12 protein-coding genes are annotated in these 20,138 nt (G+C 45.7%); 10 read left to right on the top strand and 2 right to left on the bottom strand.

Translation table 11 applies throughout. The features are described from left to right. The first annotated feature begins 142 nt into the window (after positions 1–142). The 4 genes from BN1002_RS06215 (at position 143) to BN1002_RS06230 (ending at position 5,874) form a co-directional block, all read left to right on the top strand. Complete coding sequence (locus tag BN1002_RS06215; protein WP_197072752.1) at positions 143–1,729, top strand: FAD-dependent oxidoreductase; 1,587 nt, start codon at positions 143–145, stop codon at positions 1,727–1,729. A 14-nt stretch (positions 1,730–1,743) separates the two neighbouring features. Then, positions 1,744–3,642 (top strand): hypothetical protein, encoded by a 1,899-nt coding sequence (locus BN1002_RS06220; RefSeq protein WP_048824152.1) that lies wholly within the window; start codon positions 1,744–1,746, stop codon positions 3,640–3,642. Further along, positions 3,615–5,192, top strand: coding sequence for a hypothetical protein (locus tag BN1002_RS06225; protein ID WP_048824153.1), 1,578 nt, complete (start codon positions 3,615–3,617; stop codon positions 5,190–5,192). Before BN1002_RS06220 ends, BN1002_RS06225 begins: the two co-directional genes overlap by 28 nt. A gap of 61 nt (positions 5,193–5,253) precedes the next feature. Further along, the gene (locus BN1002_RS06230) at positions 5,254–5,874 is read left to right on the top strand and encodes an SGNH/GDSL hydrolase family protein (protein WP_048824154.1); all 621 of its coding nucleotides are present in this window, start codon (positions 5,254–5,256) and stop codon (positions 5,872–5,874) included. A 197-nt stretch (positions 5,875–6,071) separates the two neighbouring features. Here BN1002_RS06230 and BN1002_RS06235 read toward each other — a convergent pair whose 3' ends face one another. Then, the gene (locus BN1002_RS06235; protein ID WP_048824155.1) at positions 6,072–7,973 is read right to left on the bottom strand and encodes a sigma 54-interacting transcriptional regulator; all 1,902 of its coding nucleotides are present in this window, start codon (positions 7,971–7,973) and stop codon (positions 6,072–6,074) included. Positions 7,974–8,242: 269 nt separating this feature from the next. On the opposite strand from BN1002_RS06235, the gene BN1002_RS06245 reads away from it, so the two are divergent. From BN1002_RS06245 to nagE, 4 genes are all read left to right on the top strand, one after another. Beyond that, positions 8,243–9,040 (top strand): HpcH/HpaI aldolase family protein, encoded by a 798-nt coding sequence (locus BN1002_RS06245; protein ID WP_048824157.1) that lies wholly within the window; start codon positions 8,243–8,245, stop codon positions 9,038–9,040. A 24-nt stretch (positions 9,041–9,064) separates the two neighbouring features. After that, a complete protein-coding gene (locus BN1002_RS06250; RefSeq protein WP_048824158.1) occupies positions 9,065–10,372 on the top strand; it encodes an Nramp family divalent metal transporter in 1,308 nt (435 codons plus the stop codon). 30 nt (positions 10,373–10,402) lie between these two features. After that, positions 10,403–11,740: a four-carbon acid sugar kinase family protein gene (locus tag BN1002_RS06255; RefSeq protein WP_048824159.1), complete on the top strand. Its 1,338-nt coding sequence runs from the start codon at positions 10,403–10,405 to the stop codon at positions 11,738–11,740. Between the two features lie 495 nt (positions 11,741–12,235). Continuing rightward, positions 12,236–13,684 carry an N-acetylglucosamine-specific PTS transporter subunit IIBC gene (gene nagE / locus BN1002_RS06260; RefSeq protein ID WP_082036155.1) on the top strand — a complete coding sequence of 483 codons (1,449 nt, stop codon included), beginning with the start codon at positions 12,236–12,238 and terminating at the stop codon, positions 13,682–13,684. Positions 13,685–13,759: 75 nt separating this feature from the next. Here the strand turns inward: nagE and BN1002_RS06265 are convergent, their stop codons facing one another. Next, entirely contained in the window at positions 13,760–14,584 is an 825-nt protein-coding gene (locus BN1002_RS06265) for a PRD domain-containing protein (protein WP_048824160.1), read from the bottom strand. Between the two features lie 628 nt (positions 14,585–15,212). On the opposite strand from BN1002_RS06265, the gene BN1002_RS06270 reads away from it, so the two are divergent. Then, positions 15,213–18,293: a GNAT family N-acetyltransferase gene (locus BN1002_RS06270; RefSeq protein ID WP_048824161.1), complete on the top strand. Its 3,081-nt coding sequence runs from the start codon at positions 15,213–15,215 to the stop codon at positions 18,291–18,293. After that, on the top strand, positions 18,280–19,131 hold the full coding sequence (locus BN1002_RS06275) for an amidohydrolase family protein (RefSeq protein WP_048824162.1): 852 nt from the start codon (positions 18,280–18,282) through the stop codon (positions 19,129–19,131). Before BN1002_RS06270 ends, BN1002_RS06275 begins: the two co-directional genes overlap by 14 nt. Positions 19,132–20,138 lie beyond the last annotated feature (1,007 nt).

The raw sequence follows: 20,138 nt of genomic DNA on the forward strand, positions 1-20,138 counted from the left end.
AGCGGAAATCAACCACCCCGTTCCCGTTTGATACCAATCTTTTTAACCTAAATATGATAGGCGAGATAGAATGATGACGGCAAGAATTTTTGAAGAAGTGTAAGCCATTGATTGATAGACAATAGACTATTTGGAGAGGGGAATGGAGTTGGCTATATCTCAGGTACTGCGCGCGGACCTTGTTATTATCGGCGGTGGGTTTGGCGGATGCGCCGCGGCGCTGTCCGCATTGCAATCAGGTAAAACGGTGATTATGACCGAGGAAACGAAGTGGATTGGCGGGCAGATTACGAGCCAGGGGGTGCCGCCGGATGAGCATCCATGGATTGAAAGCTTCGGTGCGACTCGAAACTACCGCACTTTCAGGAAAAATATAAGAGATTACTATTTACGCCACTTCCCGGTGAAAAATAGCGAACGGATGACCGATCAATTCAATCCCGGCAACGCGATTGTCAGCAAAATCAGCCACGAACCAAGAGTGGCCCTTCGGGTGTTGGACGACATGCTGGCACCTTATCTGCATAGCGGGAAATTAACCCTATTAACAGAGTACAAGATCGGTGAGGCTGAAACGGAAGGAAAACAGGTCAATTCTGTTTCCGTTTCGCACTTGAGGACAGAAAATTCCTATCTATTAAAAGGAAAATATTTTCTCGATGCGACCGAAATGGGTGATGTTTTGCCACTTGCCGGGGTTGAATATGTAATTGGAGCCGAATCCCGGGAGGAAACAGGCGAACCCCATGCGCCAAGCGGGAACGCCGAGCCTTTCAATATGCAGGCGTTCACCTATTGTTTCGCGATGGACCACCTTGAAGGGGAAGACCATACAATCGAAAAGCCGGCCCAGTATGACTTCTGGAAAGAATACCAGGCAGATTTCTGGCCTGCGAAGCAGTTAAGCTGGTGGGGGCTTGTCCCTCATACGCTTGAGCCGATCGAGTACTCGTTTTTCTATGAGCCCGGCCGCTTTTCCTTATGGAATTACCGTCGGGTCATTGACAAGGAAAATTTTGAGCCGGGGACGTTCGAAAGCGATATCACGATTGTCAATTGGCCGCAAAATGATTACTGGCTCGGCCCTGTTATTGATGTGGAGGATGAAGAAAAGGATAAGCATCTCGAAAACGCTAAACAGCTAAGCCTTTCCTTATTATATTGGATGCAGACGGAAGCTCCTCGGCCTGATGGCGGGAAAGGCTATCCCGGATTGCGGTTAAGAAAAGATGTGCTTGGAACAGAAGACGGCCTGGCCATGTATCCATACATACGCGAATCAAGAAGGATTAAAGCCGAGTTTACCGTGACAGAGCAGCATATTAGCGGCGAACCAGAGGATAAGGACTCTGCGACTTATTTCAAAGATAGTGTGGGCATCGGCTGCTATCGCCTTGACCTTCACCCGAGCACCGGGATGGATACCTATATTGATATGTCATCCCATCCATTCCAGATCCCACTTGGCAGCTTGATTCCGATTCGGGTCGAGAATCTGCTGCCGGCCTGCAAAAATATCGGCACGACCCATTTGACCAATGGATGCTACCGGCTTCATCCGGTGGAATGGAATATCGGCGAAGCGGCGGGGCACCTGGCGGCTTATTGCATTGATAACGGACTCAGGCCGCGGGAAGTCAGGAATGATTCAGGGCGATTGAAGGATTTCCAGGAGCGATTAGTAAAAGCCGGAATTGAGCTCGAGTGGCCAAAAATCCATAAAGTGTGAAGGGAGTGGAAAACTTGATAGCATTAGTGGACAAAAGCAAACGCATGGAACCGCATGTTGCTTATACTGATTACTTTTCCAGTATCGAACAACTGGCGGAGAAAAACCTTCAGCAATATACAGCGATTTTTATAAATGGGAATGAGAACGGCCAGCCGCTGAAGCTGTCCTATGAAATTCTCGAGAAGTTTTGGGAATACGTCGGGCAGGGCGGGACGCTATACGGGGAGCTGATCAATTGCGACGACTTCCCCTCGTCACGGCTTTTTGGCTTCAAGCAGGATTTTGGCGTGACGAACAGGCGCCTTGAAAAGCTGGCTGTTTCAAAAGACAGCCAATTTTGCAAAAAAGGCCAGTTGCTTGAATGGAACGGCCCCTTTTTGACTGGATTTACGTTCGATACGGAAAGGCTGCTGGATATCGGCCATTTCCTCGAGACCCATCAAACGGAGATGACCGGCGCCTATCCGGGCATGGTTATGAAAAGGCATGGCGAAGGTAAAGCGGTCTTTTCTGCCGTTTCTTTTTTAGGCAATGAGCATCCGTGGACGCTGCGGCCGAATTGGCTGTGGAATGACGTTATTAAGATGCTGCAGACGAACTTTCAATTACCGGTCCGTCCGCTGCTGCCAACCATTGAGATTTCCGGGAATCAAGACGTTAAAAAGACGCTCGAACATGGTGTGGACTGGTTTTTAGAATCGGGGATTTTGCCGAAGGAGGATGGGAGTCTGGGAGTATACGAGAATGTCCATTCCATCCGCAGTGACATAAGCAAGGATTTCCGGCCCGACTGCCATGCTCATACGGCGCTCTTTTTCCACTTGTATGGTGAATATTCAAAGGATGATAGATGGTCAGCTGTTTCGGCCAATTTATTAACCTACTTATTCAACGAAGGCTATCAGGATACCGATCCAGAGTCCGCCACGTATGGGTTCTGGAAATGGTTCCAGTGTCCGAAGCATAAGCCGGATCAGATTTTCTCTGATGATAACAGCTGGGTCGCACTGGTTTTATTATATCTTTACCGGAAAACCGGCATTGAGGAATACAAGGAAAGGGGCCTATTGACCGCCTATTCCTTGCTGAATACGCAAAACAAGGAAGGGCTGCGGCCGGAATGTATCCGTGAGCAGGAATTGCTTGAAAAGGGTACTTCCTTTTTCAAAAATTCCACTGAAGCCAGCATGAATCCGCATTTTGAATCGATTGTCCACGCCGCATTTGTCCAGGCTTATCTCGTCACAAAGGATAATAAATTCAAAGAGACTGCCTATCAGGGAACATTGACATTGCTCCGGAATAAGGACAAGTTGAAGTATATGTACAGCAAGACGGCTGGATACAGCAGATTCCTGCTGTCCCTGTCCGAAGTGTACGCCATTACAGGCGACGAAGAGATTCATGAAGGAATAATGGAAGTGATTCAATATTTAGCCGCTAACCAGCATGAGCTTGGCGGAATAGAAGAAACCGACAACCCGGATCCAGAACGGTACGGTACGGAAGATACAGGCGTTTTCCGGATGAACCATGAAGGGATTGCGGATCAGTTGTATACAAACAACTTCTTGCTCATGAACGCCTGGGAAGCCTGGAAAGTTACCGGTGATGCAGCCGTCAAAGAATTACACGACGGGCTCGCCCGGTTTCTTACGGACATACAAATCTCCTCGCAAAAAAAGGAATTTAACGGCGGATGGATGCGTTCCTTCCATCTTGAACGAGGCGAGTATTTCGGAAATAACGGCGATACAGGCTGGGGTGCTTATGTGATTGAGGGCGGCTGGACGAATGCCAACACTCTAACCGGGTTCCTTTTGAAAGAATTGAACCAATCCCTTGTTGGTCTTGATGCAAATACTGATGATGAGGTGGCAAAATGTCGACCGTCAAATGTACAATCTTAACGGATGCGGGGCCGATCAGGTTCGCGGAGGAAGAGCTGCTTCGGTATGGGCAGAATGCTGGGCGCTCCTTCGTGTTGGGAACCTATGATGATTTCCTGAAAAAAGGACTTCTGGAAGTAACGGAAACCGCTATGGATTCATCATTGGACGCTTTTCAGGTGCTGGATAGGGAAAATGAGGTTTGTATTATCGGTTCCAATCCGCGCTCTGTGCTCTTTGGCGTTTATGATGTGTGCAAAAAGCTGTTTGGCTATAAGTGGGTGAGCTTCTTTCCGGAAGAAAACTTATTTGTCAGCGAAGTAAACATCGGTTCTTCCGGAATCCAGAGCGGGAAAATGAAAAGAAGGGGCCTCGTTGTAGAGAATTACGATAACCCTGAATTTTTGCTTAAGCTAATCGACTGGGCCGCCAAACACTATATAAATGAATTTTTCTTTACGTTCATGCTGTGGGATAAGGTAGAGCATATCATCGGTAAGGAGATTGAGAAGCGGGGGCTGGACATTACTTTAGGTGGCCATAGCATGCATTATTTGCTAAGGGAAGAATCAGGCTCCGGACAAAAACAAATCGATTTTTCCAAAGGCGGCTGGAAGGATTCCGTTATAGAGAAAATCGAGGATTACTGCCGTGAATCAAGCTCCATCAACCGGATATCCTTGTGGCCGGCTGATATTGGCATCAAGGATGATCACCGCTTTCTGGCCCATTATATTGAGTTTACCGAGCAGCTCAAGAAACAGCTTCCCGCGCTTCATGTCGAGCATATCGCCTACAATGCTGGTTTATCGTGGCAGATGCTGGAGCTGCCAGATGGAACCGACAGTTCAAAAACGGTCGACACCTTATTCGCATACTGGGGAAGGAATTATCGGGAATCTTTTTCTAAGGAAAAAAGAGCCTGTGAGGCACTTCGGAAATGGCGTCAATCGACAGGCGCGCGCAACAGAGAATTGACTGTGTTTGAATATTACAGTGACCATTTTATGCTTGGGGACTTATTCCCGCCATTGTTCCACCGGATTCGGGAAGATATTGAATTGTATGCGGAGATGGGAATTGACCAGATTGTCAATTTGATTGTACCTTACATCCCTAAAGAGAATCCCACTAAAGAAGAGCTGCAATATCCGTGGGAGGATGTCCAGCTCATGAATGGCTACTTTTTTGCCCGATTAACCTGGGGAGATCCTTTTGAGGAAATTGAACAGGATTTTTACTCAATATTTGGGAGAAAGCAAAAGGAAGCCAGGCAGGTGCTTCAGGAAATGGAAGCCGCCCTTTCGGAAGTATCAAAGTGGAACGCCCGGCTTTTTCCGAGCAGACTGATCGACCCGGAAAAGGTCGACGCTTTTGTGGATGCGGATTTAATTGTCAAGGACATCATCCGCTGGCAAAAACGGCTTGAGCCTTTCAAAGATAAACCCGTTGGCGTAATGTCCGATCAAGACAGCCTGGTTTCATTTTATGTTCATTTTGCCAAAAAGAAGCTTGAAGAATATCTCCTAAAGTGGGAAGAAAAATCAGGAAGTCGTAAGATGGATTCATAAGGGCTTTGGAATGTAAAAAGCCTCGGATATTTTTAATTAATTCCAAATTTGGAGGCAGAACATGAGAAAGCGGATCGTGTTTATAGGTGATAGTATTACGCATTGGATGAAAAACGAGAATGACCCCATCGGTACCGGCTATGTGCGCCTGGTTCATGATTATTTACAAGTAACTTATCCGGAACAGGAGTTTGAAATCTTTAATGAAGGCCTCAGCGGAAACCGTGTGACGGACCTGGCGGAGCGCTGGGAGCAGGACGTCCTTTCCGTTCGTCCCGATTTTGTATCAATCTCAATTGGCATTAACGATGTGTGGCGCCAGCTTGACTCGCCTGACATCGAGCAAGTCTACCATGAGCAGTTCGAAAAAGTTTATGAATCACTCTTGTTGAGTTTGAAGGAGAAAACGAACGCACGGATTATCTTGATGGAACCAACAGTAATTGCCGAAGATGTTCAAAGTGAGGGGAACGTGAAGCTTGCGCCGTATGTGGAAATCGTTCATAAACTCGCGGAACGTTACAGCGCGGTTCTCGTTCCAACACATGAGGCATTCATCAGCTATCTAAAAACGGGCAAGGGCAAACCTCTTACCTTGGACGGCGTCCATATGAACAGCATGGGGAATATGCTCATGGCAAAAACGTGGGTGGAAGCGGCGGGAAAATTGTTCGAACTTTAAACTTGAGATTCTACTTTAAGACAGGTACCCGGAAGGGAAAATAAAAGCTGTTCCGAAAGAGCCACTGTTAAACGGGCTTTTGGAACAGCTTTTTTTATCAGTTATCTTCGGTTACTTATTTCCGCTCCAAGGACATGCTTTCTTCGCGGAGAGCGGTTTTCCTGTTTTGCAAAAATGTTCGAAGTTTTAGAGTTGGCTTAATGGGATTGATTCTTCTCCGCAATATGATAATCTTTCATTTTTCTCCAAAGAGTTGAACGGCTTATCCCTAATGAACGGGCTGCCAAGCTACGGTTATATTGGTTATCAATTAAGGCTTGTAGTACTCTTTCTCTTTCATCCGGAGGAGTGGCGCGGTTTTCTGTTTCAATTGTTTTTTTGAAATTTATCGTATTAGGGAGTACAGTCTGGATCGCTTCCGAGGTGATGCGCGGAGCGTATAAAACCGCTAATCGTTCACAAATATTAAAGAGCTGGCGCACATTGCCTGGCCAAGAATGCTGCATTAAAAGCAATTTTGCCTCATGGGACAATTCGATTCCAGGATAGTTTTTTCTGAAATAATCATCCACGAGGAAAGGAATATCTTCCTTGCGCATTTCCAGATTCGGTATTTCGATTCTTAATACGTCCAGCCGGTAGAATAAATCCTCCCTGAATTTATTTTCCTTTACCATAACTTCCAGGTCCTTATTTGTCGCGCCTATGATTCTAATATCTACTTTGATGATTACGTCACTGCCTAAACGCATGATTTCCCGTTCCTGAAGGACACGGAGAAGTTTAGCCTGCAGGGATAAAGGAATCTCAGCAATTTCATCTAAAAAAATGGTCCCTCGGTGTGCGATTTCAAAAAGCCCTGCTTTTCCGTTTTTGTTCGCTCCTGTAAAGCTTCCGGCCACATAGCCGAATAGTTCGCTTTCCAGCAGATTATCAGGAATCGCCGCGCAATTAATGGCTACGAATGGCTGGGAAAACCGGTCGCTTTCGCGATGGATGCTTTGGGCGAAAACTTCTTTTCCCGTGCCGCTTTCTCCTATTAAGAGGATATTTGAATTAGTGCGGCTATAATGTTTGGCGGTCTCAATTGTCTGCTTCATCATTTCCGATTCAGCGACGATTTGTGAAAAGTTAAAATGGGCAGTATGGCCTTTGCTGTATATCCGTTTTCGGATGCTTCCCTCCAGCAATTGAAGATCCTGGACCGCCTGAATATTGAAGACGATATCGGATACGACGTTTTTTACTTTGATGAAGCGTTTATTTATGCTCAGCATCGTTTTTTTGTAACGGAAGACTTCGTTCGTATATTCCTTGGTGTCCTGCATCAAAATCCGAAATTTAGGAAGGATGGATGTGGTATCAAGTTTTTGGCCGATAATCGATTTGTCGAGATCCAGTAAATAGGCCGCTTTCGGGTTTAGCATGACCAGTTCACGTTCTGCATTCACGACGATAACACCGTCACTGGCCGTTTCAAGAATGGCCTGCAGCCGATTCGCTTTTTCCTGCTCCTTTATGGCAGTGGCGGCAGTGATTTTTGCCTGCGTAATCGCTTGCCAGAAAGCTTCTCTGCTCGATTCTATAAACATATTATTCAAGTTGAGGTCGTCCGCATATTTGCACGTTTTAATTCCGCCAAGTATGATTTGGCAGCCGTCGGCAATAGCTTCTTTTACCAGGGAAAAACCATTCCAGGTAGTATTGAGCCGATAGGTCTTTACTGGCGCGTCAAGTAAATCATACAGTTCCTTTAAACCAGCAAGCATATTGTTGGCGGCAATCACGCCTATTGTCCCGGTTCCGTACTTCTCGGTGGATCTCCGGATTGTCCGGAGGATATCAGTTGATGAAACCGGTATCTCCACAATAGGGATATCCCCGGAAACCCTCTTTAAAATTTCCGCCAATAACCCTCTTGTAATAATCACATCTGCCTGTATTCTTGTATCAGTAGGATTTTCTTCGGAGATGACAACCTCCTCCAACTGGTATGTATATTTCTGGCGATTTTCTTCCATGAAATTATGTTCGTTAAAAATATCAAATGCATCTTTAATAAAGTTGCTGCATGGAACGACTAAAGCAATTTTAATCATGCTGACACCCCAATCAATATCCAGATATGAATTCATCATATCATAATAATTGTTTCATGAAACAAAATGTTTAAAGTGAAAGTGTTTCATGAAACGTTCCAGAAAGAATAATGAACGTGTTCACAGGCTAGGTCTGATAAGAAAAGCTGCTTGTTTTCTGTTGAATATTCAAAAAATTCGCCCATTATATAAAAAAACTTTTGTTTTCTTCCAAGTTGGCACGCTTCTTGCATTATTGATTAATGTAAGGCGAAAAAGGAGGAAAATGAATGTTAAGGTCCAGTGAGGTATTTGAAAATAGGGCAAAACAACTTCTGGCTGGCAAAAAGAAATTGTCTGCGGGATGGCTCCAGGCATCCAGTCCAATCACATCTGAAATCATGGCCAAAGCCGGTTTTGATGTTTTGATGGTGGACATGGAACACGGGCCTGGGGATATCATGACATTGATCCATCAACTGCAGGCGCTATCCAGCTATGAGGTTACTCCCTTCGTCCGGGCACCGTGGAACGACCTTGTCGTGGTGAAACGGATATTGGATGCCGGCGCCCACGGTGTCCTGATCCCTTATGTCAATACGGCGGAAGAAGCTGAAAAAGCGGTCATGGCCTGCAAATATCCGCCAGAAGGAATGAGGGGGATTGCACCGAGCCCGCGCGCGGGAGGGTTTGGCATGAACGGAGGGAATTATCTTGAAAAGGCCAATTTGGAAATAAGCGTGTTGATTGCTGTAGAGACAAGGGCGGCAATCGAAAATCTGGAGGACATTTTAAAGGTAGACGGAATTGATGGCATCTTCCTGGGTCCGATGGATTTATCGACATCGATGGGGCATTTTTGCAACCCAAAGGCACCTGAAGTCCAGGAAGCGATTCGCAAGGTTGAAGAATTGGTCCTACAATCGGACAAGTTCCTTGCGACAGTTGCCGGTGATTTTGAACAAGCAAAGGGCCTGTATGAAAAAGGCTACAGCATGGTCGTCATGATGTCCGACACGACCACGCTCGGAAAGATGGCACAAAGAACAGTAGCGGATTTTAAAAAATATTATCAAAACGAACAATAATTTCAATATGGCAGGGGGATTAAGATGAGTGCTATTCAGCCGCAGGTAAATCAATCAGAAACAAAGGTGACGTTTAAGAAGTTAACGTGGAAAGAATCCTTAAAATCAATCGGCCCAGGTATCATCTTTATGTTAACCGGGCTTGGAGCAGGGGATTTGGTCGATTCATCCGTAGCCGGCTCCCATTACGGATATGCTTTAATGTGGGTTTTGGTCATTGCCTGTTTGATCCGTTTCGTTGTCGTAAACATACTGACGCGGTTCGAATTATGCAACACAGAAAAAATCACGCTTTTTGAGGCTTATCGTGGAATAAGCAAGCTGTACCCATACCTCTTTATGGCCATGGCAATTGTTCTCGGCCATATGGCCATTTCGAATATGGTGAAGGGATCCGGGGAGGCATTATACTATATTTTCAATGGTGTGGGATCACCGTTTTTCTGGTCGATCATTGTGGTCCTTTCCTGTGTTTTCCTCATGCGAAAGGATGTTTACAATAAGCTTGAAAATGTTATGAAAGCCTTGTTGGCACTCATGACTTTGGCATTCATTTATCTGGCACTGACCAGTACGCCTCATCCAGCAGAATTAATGAAAGGCATTTTTGCTTTTGAAATGCCTGAAGGCACAGGATTGTTCGGATCTTTGGCGTTAACCATTTCCATGATTGGCGCTGTTGCGGGTTCAATCGTAAACTTTCTTTATCCGCGCGCTATCCGTGCAAAAGGCTGGACCGATGCTTCCTATAAAAAAATCCAGCGGAATGAATTACTGTTTAGCATTGGCATGATGATTGTCATTAACCTCGCCATCTGGGTGGTTGGCGCAGAGATACTACGTCCCCAAGGAATTGAAGTAAAGTCATTAAGTGATATCGCATTCGCACTGGAAGACCAGTTCGGACGCATTGGCGGAATTGCTTTTTACCTCGGGGTTTTCGGAGCTTTGTACAGTACCATTCTCGGGATTGTAAACGGATACAACAATATTGCGGTGGACAATATCTGGATTTTGAAACCGGAAAGAAAAGAAACTTTTGCAACGACTGAAAATGATCCTATTTACAAATACATCGCGCTATTTTTCATGTTGTCCGCATTCATTTGGTATATTCCTGGAATGCCAGGCTTTATAGAGCTCACTTTAATCACTACTATTATGCAGGCGGCCTGCCTTCCTGCCATTGCGGTTGGCTTGCTTTTCCTCGCAACAAGAAAAAAGTATCTTCCAAAGCAGTTCCTTAACAATTGGCTCGAGAACTTGGTATTAATCGGGACGACTGCTTTAGCGGTATGGAGCGGGATTAAAATCATTTTAGGATTTTTGTAAGATAGAAATTTAGTAGGGTGGGAAACTACAATGGGCAGAAAAATGATTGTTTTAGATGACGATCCTACTGGAGTTCAGACGATTCACGGCTTATCTGTATACACTAGCTGGGATTTAAAGGCGTTGAGGGAAGCTTTCGAAGAACCTCAGGAAATGTTTTTTATCTTAACTAATTCAAGGAGTTTTTCGGTAGAGAAAACGATTTGCGCGCATCGGGAAATAGCCGCGAATATCGTGCAAGTATCTAAAGAAACTGGAATGGACTTTGTAATCATCTGCAGAGGGGACTCCACTCTTAGAGGGCATTACTTATTGGAAATGGATGTGCTGTCAGAGGCGATTCAAGAGCTTGCTGGAACGGAAATCGATGGTCAAATTATTGGTCCATGCTTTTTCGAAGGCGGCCGTGTGACGATTGACAATATCCACTACCTTGCCGACAAGGGGGAGTTGGTTCCGGTAGGAGAGACAGAATTTGCGAGGGATAAGACGTTTGGCTTTCAAAATTCCCACCTTGGAAAGTATGTCGAGGAAAAAACTAAGGGAAAATACAAAGCGGCCGAATGCGTCTATTTTGACCATAAGGAATTAACCGATCACAATATTGGCGGATTAGCGGCAAAGCTGGCTTCGGTTTCAAAAGGGTCAAAAGTTATTGTAAATGCTGTTGATTATAATCAGCTGAACGCATTTTGCAAGGTGCTTTTAATCGCCATGAATAAAAACAAACGGTTTATCATTAGATCCGCGGCTTCATTTGTTAAGGCTTTCGGGAAAATTTCCGACCAGCCACTACTGACAGGTGAACAACTGATTCAAAAAGATAATAAAAATGGTGGCATCGTAATCGTTGGCTCCCATGTCAACAAAACCACCAGACAGCTGGAAAAATTAAAAAATGCGGAACTCCCGGTTGATTTTATTGAGTTTAATATACAAAAAGCTATTGAAGGCAGTGGTTTGGAGAGTGAAGTCGAATCGATATTGGCAAAGGCACAAGGAGTTTTGCGTAGGGGCCGGCATGCTGTCATTTTTACGAGCAGAGAGGTGTTTTCCTCAAAAGAGCTTAACAAAGAAGAGCTGTTGCAAATCTCTGTCGGTATTTCCGATGCTTTGAGCAGTATCGTGAGAAAATTGGAGATTACGCCCTCATTTATTGTTGCAAAGGGAGGCATAACATCCAGCGACGTCGCGATAAAAGGTTTGAAAGTCAAGAAAGCGCTTGTAATGGGTCAAATCAAAAAGGGCATTCCCGTCTGGATGACTGGCGAAGAAAGCAAATTTCCATTTATGCCGTATATTATTTTTCCAGGCAATGTCGGGGAAGATTCGGACTTGCGTGAAATCATCTCTGAATTGAACCATTGATCCGTAAAGAACCGTTTTAAATTTTGCCTGCGCACATAGGAGTTCTGTTATTCATCAATTGGCGGAAAACAATGAGCGAAATGGGCTTGTATCTTCCTAAGTTTAGTGCTAAAATTTAGGTAATATGAATATCGATCACATGTTACTGATCCGATCAGGCATGGTGGTGAAATGAAATGAATCCGTTCATTTTTATTGCGCCTCCATGCCTTTTCTTCATTTTTAGCATGTCTGGCCATTTAAGCCAGACGTTGGCTCTGGCAACATGTTTTTTAACTTGATGATAGAATGCCGGAATTGTTCTCTTAGGGAAAGATGAGCGGACAGTTGTCCAAAGGGAAGAGAGCGCTTCCAATCGGCTGGAGAATACCTTTGAGGAGGTGGTGCGGGAAAAGAAAAATCTGCTTCAGTGCTGGCTTTATTTTAATTTTTACAGCTTTTATTTTCTTATTTGAATGCCAGTAGTAAAAGAATTAGTTAAGGGGGAAATGAATAGTGAAAAATTATTTTCAACGGCTTGGCCGCTCTTTGATGCTGCCAGTAGCTGTCTTGCCGGCAGCCGCGATTTTAATGGGTATTGGTTACTGGATCGACCCTACCGGGTGGGGTGCTGACAGTCCGCTCGCAGCTTTCCTAATCAAGGCGGGCGCTTCAATCATTGATAATATTCCAATCCTTTTTGCTGTCGGTATCGCATTTGGGATGTCCAAGGAAAGAGATGGATCCGCGGCTCTCAGCGGTCTCGTGGCCTATCTTGTCGTCACCACTTTACTATCGCCTGGAAGTGTATCCATGCTTCAAGGTATTGAAGTGGAAAAGGTTGACCCAGCCTTTGGCAAAATCGGAAATGCCTTTATCGGAATTATCTCAGGTATTATTGCTTCCAATATGTACAACCGTTTCAGCCATGTAAAGCTGCCTGATGCGCTGGCATTTTTCAGCGGTAAGAGGCTTGTTCCAATTATGACAGCAGTTACCATGCTCGTTGTTTCAGGCGCATTATTCTTTGTCTGGCCGGCTATTTTCTCTGGCTTGGTCTCTTTCGGTACAGGAATGAGTAAATTAGGTGCTGTAGGCGCCGGTTTGTACGGATTCTTCAACCGTCTATTAATCCCGACTGGTTTGCACCACGCATTGAATTCCGTTTTCTGGTTTGACGTGGCGGGTATTAATGATATCGGGAATTTCTGGGCTAGCAAGGGCGTAAAGGGCGTTACTGGTATGTACCAGGCCGGATTCTTCCCTGTTATGATGTTCGGTCTGCCAGCCGCGGCATTAGCCATGGTCCATACAGCCAAAACAAAGAAGAAGAAACAAGCTGCTTCCTTAATGCTTGCAGCAGGTTTCGCGGCATTCTTCACTGGCGTTACAGAGCCAATCGAATTTGCATTTATGTTCCTGGCTCCTGGACTTTATCTTGTCCACGCAGTACTAACTGGCCTTTCATTAACAGTTGCGGCCCTATTCCACTGGACAGCAGGATTCGGGTTCAGTGCGGGACTGGTTGACTTTATCCTTAGCTCTAGGTTGCCATTGGCAAACCAGCCATACATGCTGCTTGTTCAGGGGCTCGTATTCGCTGTTATTTACTACTTCTTATTCCGTTTCATTATTACGAAATTCAATCTTAAAACGCCTGGCCGTGAAGAGGATGAGGATCTGGAAGTTGAAGATGAAGCTTATGCTGCTGGCGATGATAAGCATGCAGTATTGGCTGCCAAGATTTATGATGGCCTCGGCGGCAAGGAAAACGTTAAGGCGATTGACAACTGTACAACAAGGCTGCGCCTTGAAGTAAAGGATATGGATGCGGTTGACCAGAAGAAAATCAAAGCAACAGGCGTTCCGGGCGTTAACGTAGTCGGACCGCACAGCATTCAAGTCATTGTCGGAACAAGTGTCCAATTCGTTGCAGACGAAATGGCAAAATTGCATAGAAGATAATTTCTAAAAACAGAAACGCCTGGATTTGGTAATCCAGGCGTTTTTGGGTGTATTAGGGACGGTACAACAATCCCGCTATTGGTCGAGGTTCCTTAATCGTTCAATATGAAGGGTAAGATAACCAAGTTCATCTGTGGCAAGGGAAATTTCATATTTATGCAAAAGAACCCTGGCCATTTCTTTCGCGCAATCGTAGGCAACTGGGTATTTATTGATAATTAACTGGTTCATCTCACTGTCCAAACTATAGGGTTCCTCATTATCGATTCTCAATAAAGCGAAACGGAGATGGGTAATGAACCTTTGATAAGAGATGTTTTCTTCGGAAACTTCCATATTAAAATACGCATTAAAGGTTCTAACCATTTCGTTAATAATGGTGGTTTGCCGAATCGTCTGCTTCATATTTGCGTTTTCAGCATTCGCAGCATGGAGATGGAGGGATATAAAGCCAGCTTCATCAATCGGCATTTCGATATTAAGCTTCTTTTTGATGTGTTCGAGTGCCCAAAGACTTATTTGGAATTCCTTTTTATAAAGGATTTTAATTTCATTCAAGAGCTTATTTTTAAGAATGATTCCAGAGCGGATCCTATCGATGGCAAAAGTAAGGTGGTCAGTTAAGGATAAATGAATATGGCTGTTTAATTTCGTCCCCAAAGCCTTCTCGGCATAATCAATAATTTCCTCGGTAAGCGTGAAATGTTCGGTAGGTATTTTTTGAAGGAGCTGCTGAAACTTTTCATGTTCATTCAGGACAAATAGTTTTTCAATTTTTCGTGAATCGATGATATCGTTTTTCTTTTTTTGAAAAGCGATTCCCGTCCCGATGGCAATTTTCTCTTCGTTTCCGTCTCTAATGATAATCGCATTATTGTTTAATATTTTTTTTAACCTCATATACTGGCACCTCCTTTTTACTGGACAGAGGGAATTGGATATGTAACTATAAGTGGTTTATACCATTAATTCCATATAAATGGTAGGGTTTTATTTTTATTTTGTCACATTTTGCGGGTTTTTGTAACTTTCCTGCCTGCAAATGTTCGATTTTTATTGTTTCGGAGTCTGCACTATCCCGCAGGACAACCAGCTACCTTGAATGGGCTTTGCACGAAGGAAATGCGATAGCACAAAGGAAAGCTTCCAAGAATAATCCTCGCACGAAATTATGCGTTAGCATAATTGAGGATTTTCGAGGAGTCTACATGCCTGAGCTCCAATCAACCAGCCTTTCAAATTAAAGGTGTAACAATTAGGTTCAACCTATATTGTAACAATAGTATTCTCTATAAGGATATTCTTTTCCTGTGCAAAAGTAGTACAGGTTATTAATAAATTCTGAAAATTCCTTTACTATCCAGTTTGTGTTCCTTTATAGTAGAAGATGGTTGCAAAACCAATAATTTCAAAGGAGGAGAAGAAGATGTTGATTGGTGTTTATGGAATTTTTGCAGGTGGAGATTACGAGGATGATAGGAAAATTGAGACGTAGTTGGGCACTGGCCCGGAACGGGGGATTTAATTTATGGAATTAACGAAAGAAAAAATCAGGATCGTTGAATATCATGAAGGACTTGCCGAGGGTGTCGCACAGATGTGGAACAAGAGCCGCGAAGGCTGGGGGGGAGATGCCCAGATTACGACGGCAGAAAAGGTCCGTGTCCAGGAAGCGAACTCGGGTAACCTTAATTTATACTTGGCGATGGATGGCGAAGAAGTCGTCGGCTATTGCGGGCTTTGTGAATACCGAGAGGACGAGGGGGCGCTGTATATCCCGCTCCTCAATGTACGGACTGATTACCATGGCAAAAAGATTGGCAGGGAGCTTGTCCTGAAGGCTTTGGAACGCACGGTCGAACTTGGCTGGCCGCGCCTCGACCTCTATACATGGGCGGGAAACACGAAAGCGGTGCCCCTTTATAAGAAATGCGGTTTCTTCTGGGAAGACCGTGATGACACTACCCATCTGATGAATTTCATGCCGACGGTTTTAAATACTGAAGCGGTTGCGGATTATTTTGCCGGAATTGACTGGTATAGTGCTGGTACACGGGCTATTGATGTGGCGCCTGATGGCAGGAAGGACAATGGCTTTACTTATTATGAATACAGCTGGGAGTCGGACACCGACTCGTTAAGGATGGAGTTTGAACGGACCGGCCGTGGCGTGAGGTCAATTGAAACGGATGATTACCTTGTTTCTGTTACAGCCGAGAACTTCCAGCTCGTCTGTGGAGCTGAATACACGGTCACATACCATCTGAAGAATAAATCGGGGAAACCGCTAACTGTTGAGCTTGAAGGTAAAGATCATAAGAATATCAAATTTGATTTTAAAACGAGTGTGACGGTTGAAGACGAAACAACGATTGAAGCGAAATTCAATCTTGGCGGACTGGATGAGGAGCAGAACACCATGCGCACCCATCCGTCCGTAATCACCAGGGCTTTGATCAACCGCAAGAAAGCGGAGTTCGCTGTTGGTGTCCTATCGAAGCGGCCGGCGAAGGTAAAGGGAACGGTACCCGGGTCGCCGAGCTTCCTGGAGGATGAGGCTGTATTCTATCTTGACGTCGAAAATAATTTCAACGAACCGGCTGTATTCACTATCGAGTTTCCTGAAAGCGAGTTTTTAGAGCTACGTGGAAAATTGGTTACTGTCGATCTCGAGGCAAAAGCGAAAACTTCAATTGCGATTCCTTATGTGCTGAAACGCTTCGGATTCTATTCACCAGAGCTGAAAGTGGAGGCAGTGACTGAAAGCGGGTTAAAGACCACTTTTGCCAAAAGGCTTGGTCTTGGCTTCAAAGGACCGGGGGCGAGGTTCAGCGGTGAATGCGATGATTACTGGCACATTTACAACGGTTTGTACCATATGTATTTGCGGAAGTTCGACAACAGGCTCGTTCCAGGCAGGCTGACAAAAGGCGCACAGAAAACAATGGGCCTTTTTCCGAAGCTAGGCAAGCCGTATTCCAGCGAATTTTCAAAACGGAAGCCCGCAAGCGTTTGTTACCGCGAGGAAGGTGGCGCCATGGTCATGGAAGCCGTTTATGTATCCACCGACTTCAATGGTATTGAGCTTGTCAGTGAGTCGAAGCTGTACGGTGAAGGAATGCTAGAGCAGTCTTATACCATCCGTAATACTCGCGCTTCGGAGACGGAAACGCCCGTCTGCCTAAATCAGCCTGTTTATCACGAACTCAATCAGCCGGTGTTTGCTCTGGATGGGGACATTGTCGGGTTCAATGAGAAAGCGGATGGTGATTACGGTTTATGGGACAGCAAAAGGATTTCCGAAAACTGGCTGTTCTCGCGCCAGGGGCCATATGCGCACGGAGTCGCCTGGCCGCGGGATGCGTCCATCCATTTCGAGTCGTGGTATATGTATGTGGAACACGAACTTGGCCATATTCCGGCTGGCGGGGAACTGAGGACGAAACCGGTCACGTTTACATTTGGTGCCTACCAGGACTGGCGGGAATTCCGTGAGTATGCGACTCGGCTGACGCACAAGAGCGAAGTGCCGATGAAACCAATTGAAGTGCAGGCCGCTGCCAGGGAAGACGGGTCTGCGGAAATCATCCTTTCCGACCGAAAAACAAGTTTTATTGATGGTGAAGTCAGTTTTGCTATGGCTGAAGCCTCTTTTTATAAAACAAAAGTCGCCCAGGATGATAGGAAGCGAGAGGTTTCAGCATTCACGGAAAGAGGCGGGGCACCGCTGTCCTCTGTGTCGGCAACTTATGAGATTAATGGAATTAGCGACACATCAGAAGCACTCGTCTTGAATCCTGCAGACGGCCCGGTTTTCTGTGGGGCAGAGGATCGTGAGGGGCTGCGGGTGTTGGCGGCAGATAATGGCGTCCTTTCGATTGCCGCGGCGGAAGGTTTTTATCCTTCCCTATTCTCGCTGAAAGTCGGCGGCAGGGAGTGGCTGGATACTTCTTTCCCTGCGCTAGCTCCACGAGCATGGTGGAATCCATGGGCCGGCGGAATGGTGACCGGCTTCGAAGGAATCAACACCAAATCTTTTGCAAAAGAAAAAACCGAAGTGGCGCCAGTCTCGCTTCTTGACGGGGAAGGCCGTACGTGGCAGGGGCTGCGCGTATCGACTGTTTTTGAAGAGAACGAAGGTGTTAAAGGCCTTGGTATCCATCAATATTTCTGTATGCTGCCAGGTGTTCCAATCCTTGTGAATGTCACGAAGCTCAGCCAGCACAGTGGGACGTATTTTCACCGTAAAAACTGGTTCAGCCAGCTGTTTTTCAAAGAGGGCTGGGTAAAGAATGCCGGGGAAACAAGGACTTATCATGCGGGAAAAGCGGAAATCGTTTCCTTCCTGTCCGGCCATGCGGTTGTCGGTTCGAATGACTGTGATGCCTTCCTCCAATTCATTGCCGACAGGGAAATGTCGTCAATGGAAACGTATATGAACAAGGAAGTCATGCTAATCGGAGTGGACCGGGAAGTCGACCTGGCGGACGGATCTGAATGGCTGTCCGCACCTTCGTTCCTTGTGGGGAATGACCGGGTGCTTACAAGGGATGAAGTGAAAGCCTTACAAAAACTGTCGTTTAAAGAGGTTTGCGATGAAAATCATTGATGCGCATATCCACTATTCCAACATTGCAAGTTTTCATGAGACGGCCCGGGACCTTTCGAAAGTTGATTATTCTTATGAAGGAATCGAGAAGGAGTTCGCAGACAATGGGGTTGTCCTCGGGATTGCGATGGGCGTGACAGAAACAGCCGGGGAAGGGTTTCCCGACTCGGCTGCCGATACGCCAATGGGCATCGATCTGACGCCCGCAGTGCCGAAGAATATCGTTTACTGCGCAGGGGTTAATCCCTTTAAATTAGATCGGGATGCGCTTGCAAGGCTTGAACGCGAGGTGCAAAAGCCCGATTGTGTCGGCATTAAGATTTATCTCGGCTACTATCCGTTTTACGCGTATGACGACGTCTACGAACCTGTTTACAGAATTGCGGAGGAGTACGGCGTCCCGGTTGTCTTTCACACTGGTGATACGTATTCCGAGCGAGGGCGCCTTCGTTTTTCGCATCCGCTCGCGATTGACGAGGTCGCAGTCAAACATCGGGACATGACAATCATGATGGCGCACTTCGGCGATCCGTGGGTCCTTGACGGTGCGGAGATCGTCTATAAAAACCGCAATGTGTATGCAGACTTGTCCGGCCTTGTTGTAGGGCCGGATGGGGAAATCAGGGGCCTGCAGCAAACGAGGTTCTTTGACCACCTTTTGCACGCTCTCACCTTCACGAACAATTACGAGAAATTCCTGTTCGGAACCGATTGGCCTCTCACGCCAATCAAGCCGTACATCGAATTCATTGCGGACATTATTCCGCAGGAACATCATGAAGCAGTGTTTTACGAGACAGCACTGAAGGTGTTTCCGAAAATAAAGAAGTATTTATAAGAATAGCATTCTGCCAGTTTACAGCGGCGAGGAAATTCTAATTATGGAGCAGGGAGAGACCTCTGCTTCTTTTTTGTAATTCCACAAAAGGAGCTGAAAGTTGCGCCATGATGACTAGAGCCCGAGCAGAGGTATACAGGCAGGTCTTCGGGCACTAAACGGGGATTTAGAGCCCGAACAGCGGTGTACAGGCAGGTCTTCGGGCACTAAACGGGGATTTAGAGCCCGAACGGCGGTGTACAGGCAGGTCTTCGGGCACTAAACGGGGATTTAGAGCCCGAACAGCAATGTACAGCGGGTTCTTCGGGTTCTAAACGAAGACTTAGAACGCGAACAGCAATGTGCATCCGTCCTTTGGCGTTCTAAACGAAGACTTAGAACGCGAACGGCAATGGGCATCCGTCCTTTCGCGTTCTAAACGAAGACTTAGAACGCGAACAGCAATGGGCATCCGTCCTTTCGCGTTCTAAACGGAGACTTAGAACGCGGACAGCAATGGGCATCTGTCCTTTCGGGTTCTAAACGAAGACTTAGAACGCGAATAGCAGTGGCCGTCTGTCCTTTCGCGTTCTAAACGAAGACTTAGAACGCGAACGGCAATGGGCATCCGTCCTTTCGCGTTCTAAACGAAGACTTAGAACGCGAACAGCAACTATTTTCATCCCAAAGTCGTAGACATTTCCATTATTAAGGCCAATGTTTTCGTCTGTATAGCCTTGTAAGATGGAGATAACAAGATTAAGGGAGATGGAAATGATGTACGATCATATTTATGTTTTGGAAAAAATCATGCAATTTCAGGAAAAGGAATTCCGGAGCCTGTACGTGAGCAGCATGACGGATAGGGTTATAATAAAGAACCTTTTCTTTTGCAAAATTCCGGTGGTGAAACAGTTGAGTGTATGTGATTGCAGTTGAGCGGATTTTGCATGTTGAAAACTATCCCTTTTCAAAAAGAAAGCCGGTATGAGTTCCACCTTCATACCAGCTTTTCTTGCTTTGGTTGG

Origin of the sequence: Bacillus sp. B-jedd, assembly GCF_000821085.1 — a bacterium.
Lineage (GTDB): Bacteria > Bacillota > Bacilli > Bacillales > Cytobacillaceae > Bacillus_D.

Excerpts from the sequence above, each read along its gene's own strand:
- BN1002_RS06265 (WP_048824160.1), bottom strand. The coding sequence starts at position 14,584 with ATGAGGTTAAAAAAAATATTAAACAATAATGCGATTATCATTAGAGAC.
- BN1002_RS06250 (WP_048824158.1), top strand. The coding sequence starts at position 9,065 with ATGAGTGCTATTCAGCCGCAGGTAAATCAATCAGAAACAAAGGTGACG.
- BN1002_RS06235 (WP_048824155.1), bottom strand. The coding sequence starts at position 7,973 with ATGATTAAAATTGCTTTAGTCGTTCCATGCAGCAACTTTATTAAAGAT.
- BN1002_RS06225 (WP_048824153.1), top strand. The coding sequence starts at position 3,615 with ATGTCGACCGTCAAATGTACAATCTTAACGGATGCGGGGCCGATCAGG.
- BN1002_RS06275 (WP_048824162.1), top strand. The coding sequence starts at position 18,280 with ATGAAAATCATTGATGCGCATATCCACTATTCCAACATTGCAAGTTTT.
- BN1002_RS06230 (WP_048824154.1), top strand. The coding sequence starts at position 5,254 with ATGAGAAAGCGGATCGTGTTTATAGGTGATAGTATTACGCATTGGATG.
- BN1002_RS06215 (WP_197072752.1), top strand. The coding sequence starts at position 143 with ATGGAGTTGGCTATATCTCAGGTACTGCGCGCGGACCTTGTTATTATC.
- BN1002_RS06245 (WP_048824157.1), top strand. The coding sequence starts at position 8,243 with ATGTTAAGGTCCAGTGAGGTATTTGAAAATAGGGCAAAACAACTTCTG.
- BN1002_RS06255 (WP_048824159.1), top strand. The coding sequence starts at position 10,403 with ATGGGCAGAAAAATGATTGTTTTAGATGACGATCCTACTGGAGTTCAG.
- BN1002_RS06270 (WP_048824161.1), top strand. The coding sequence starts at position 15,213 with ATGGAATTAACGAAAGAAAAAATCAGGATCGTTGAATATCATGAAGGA.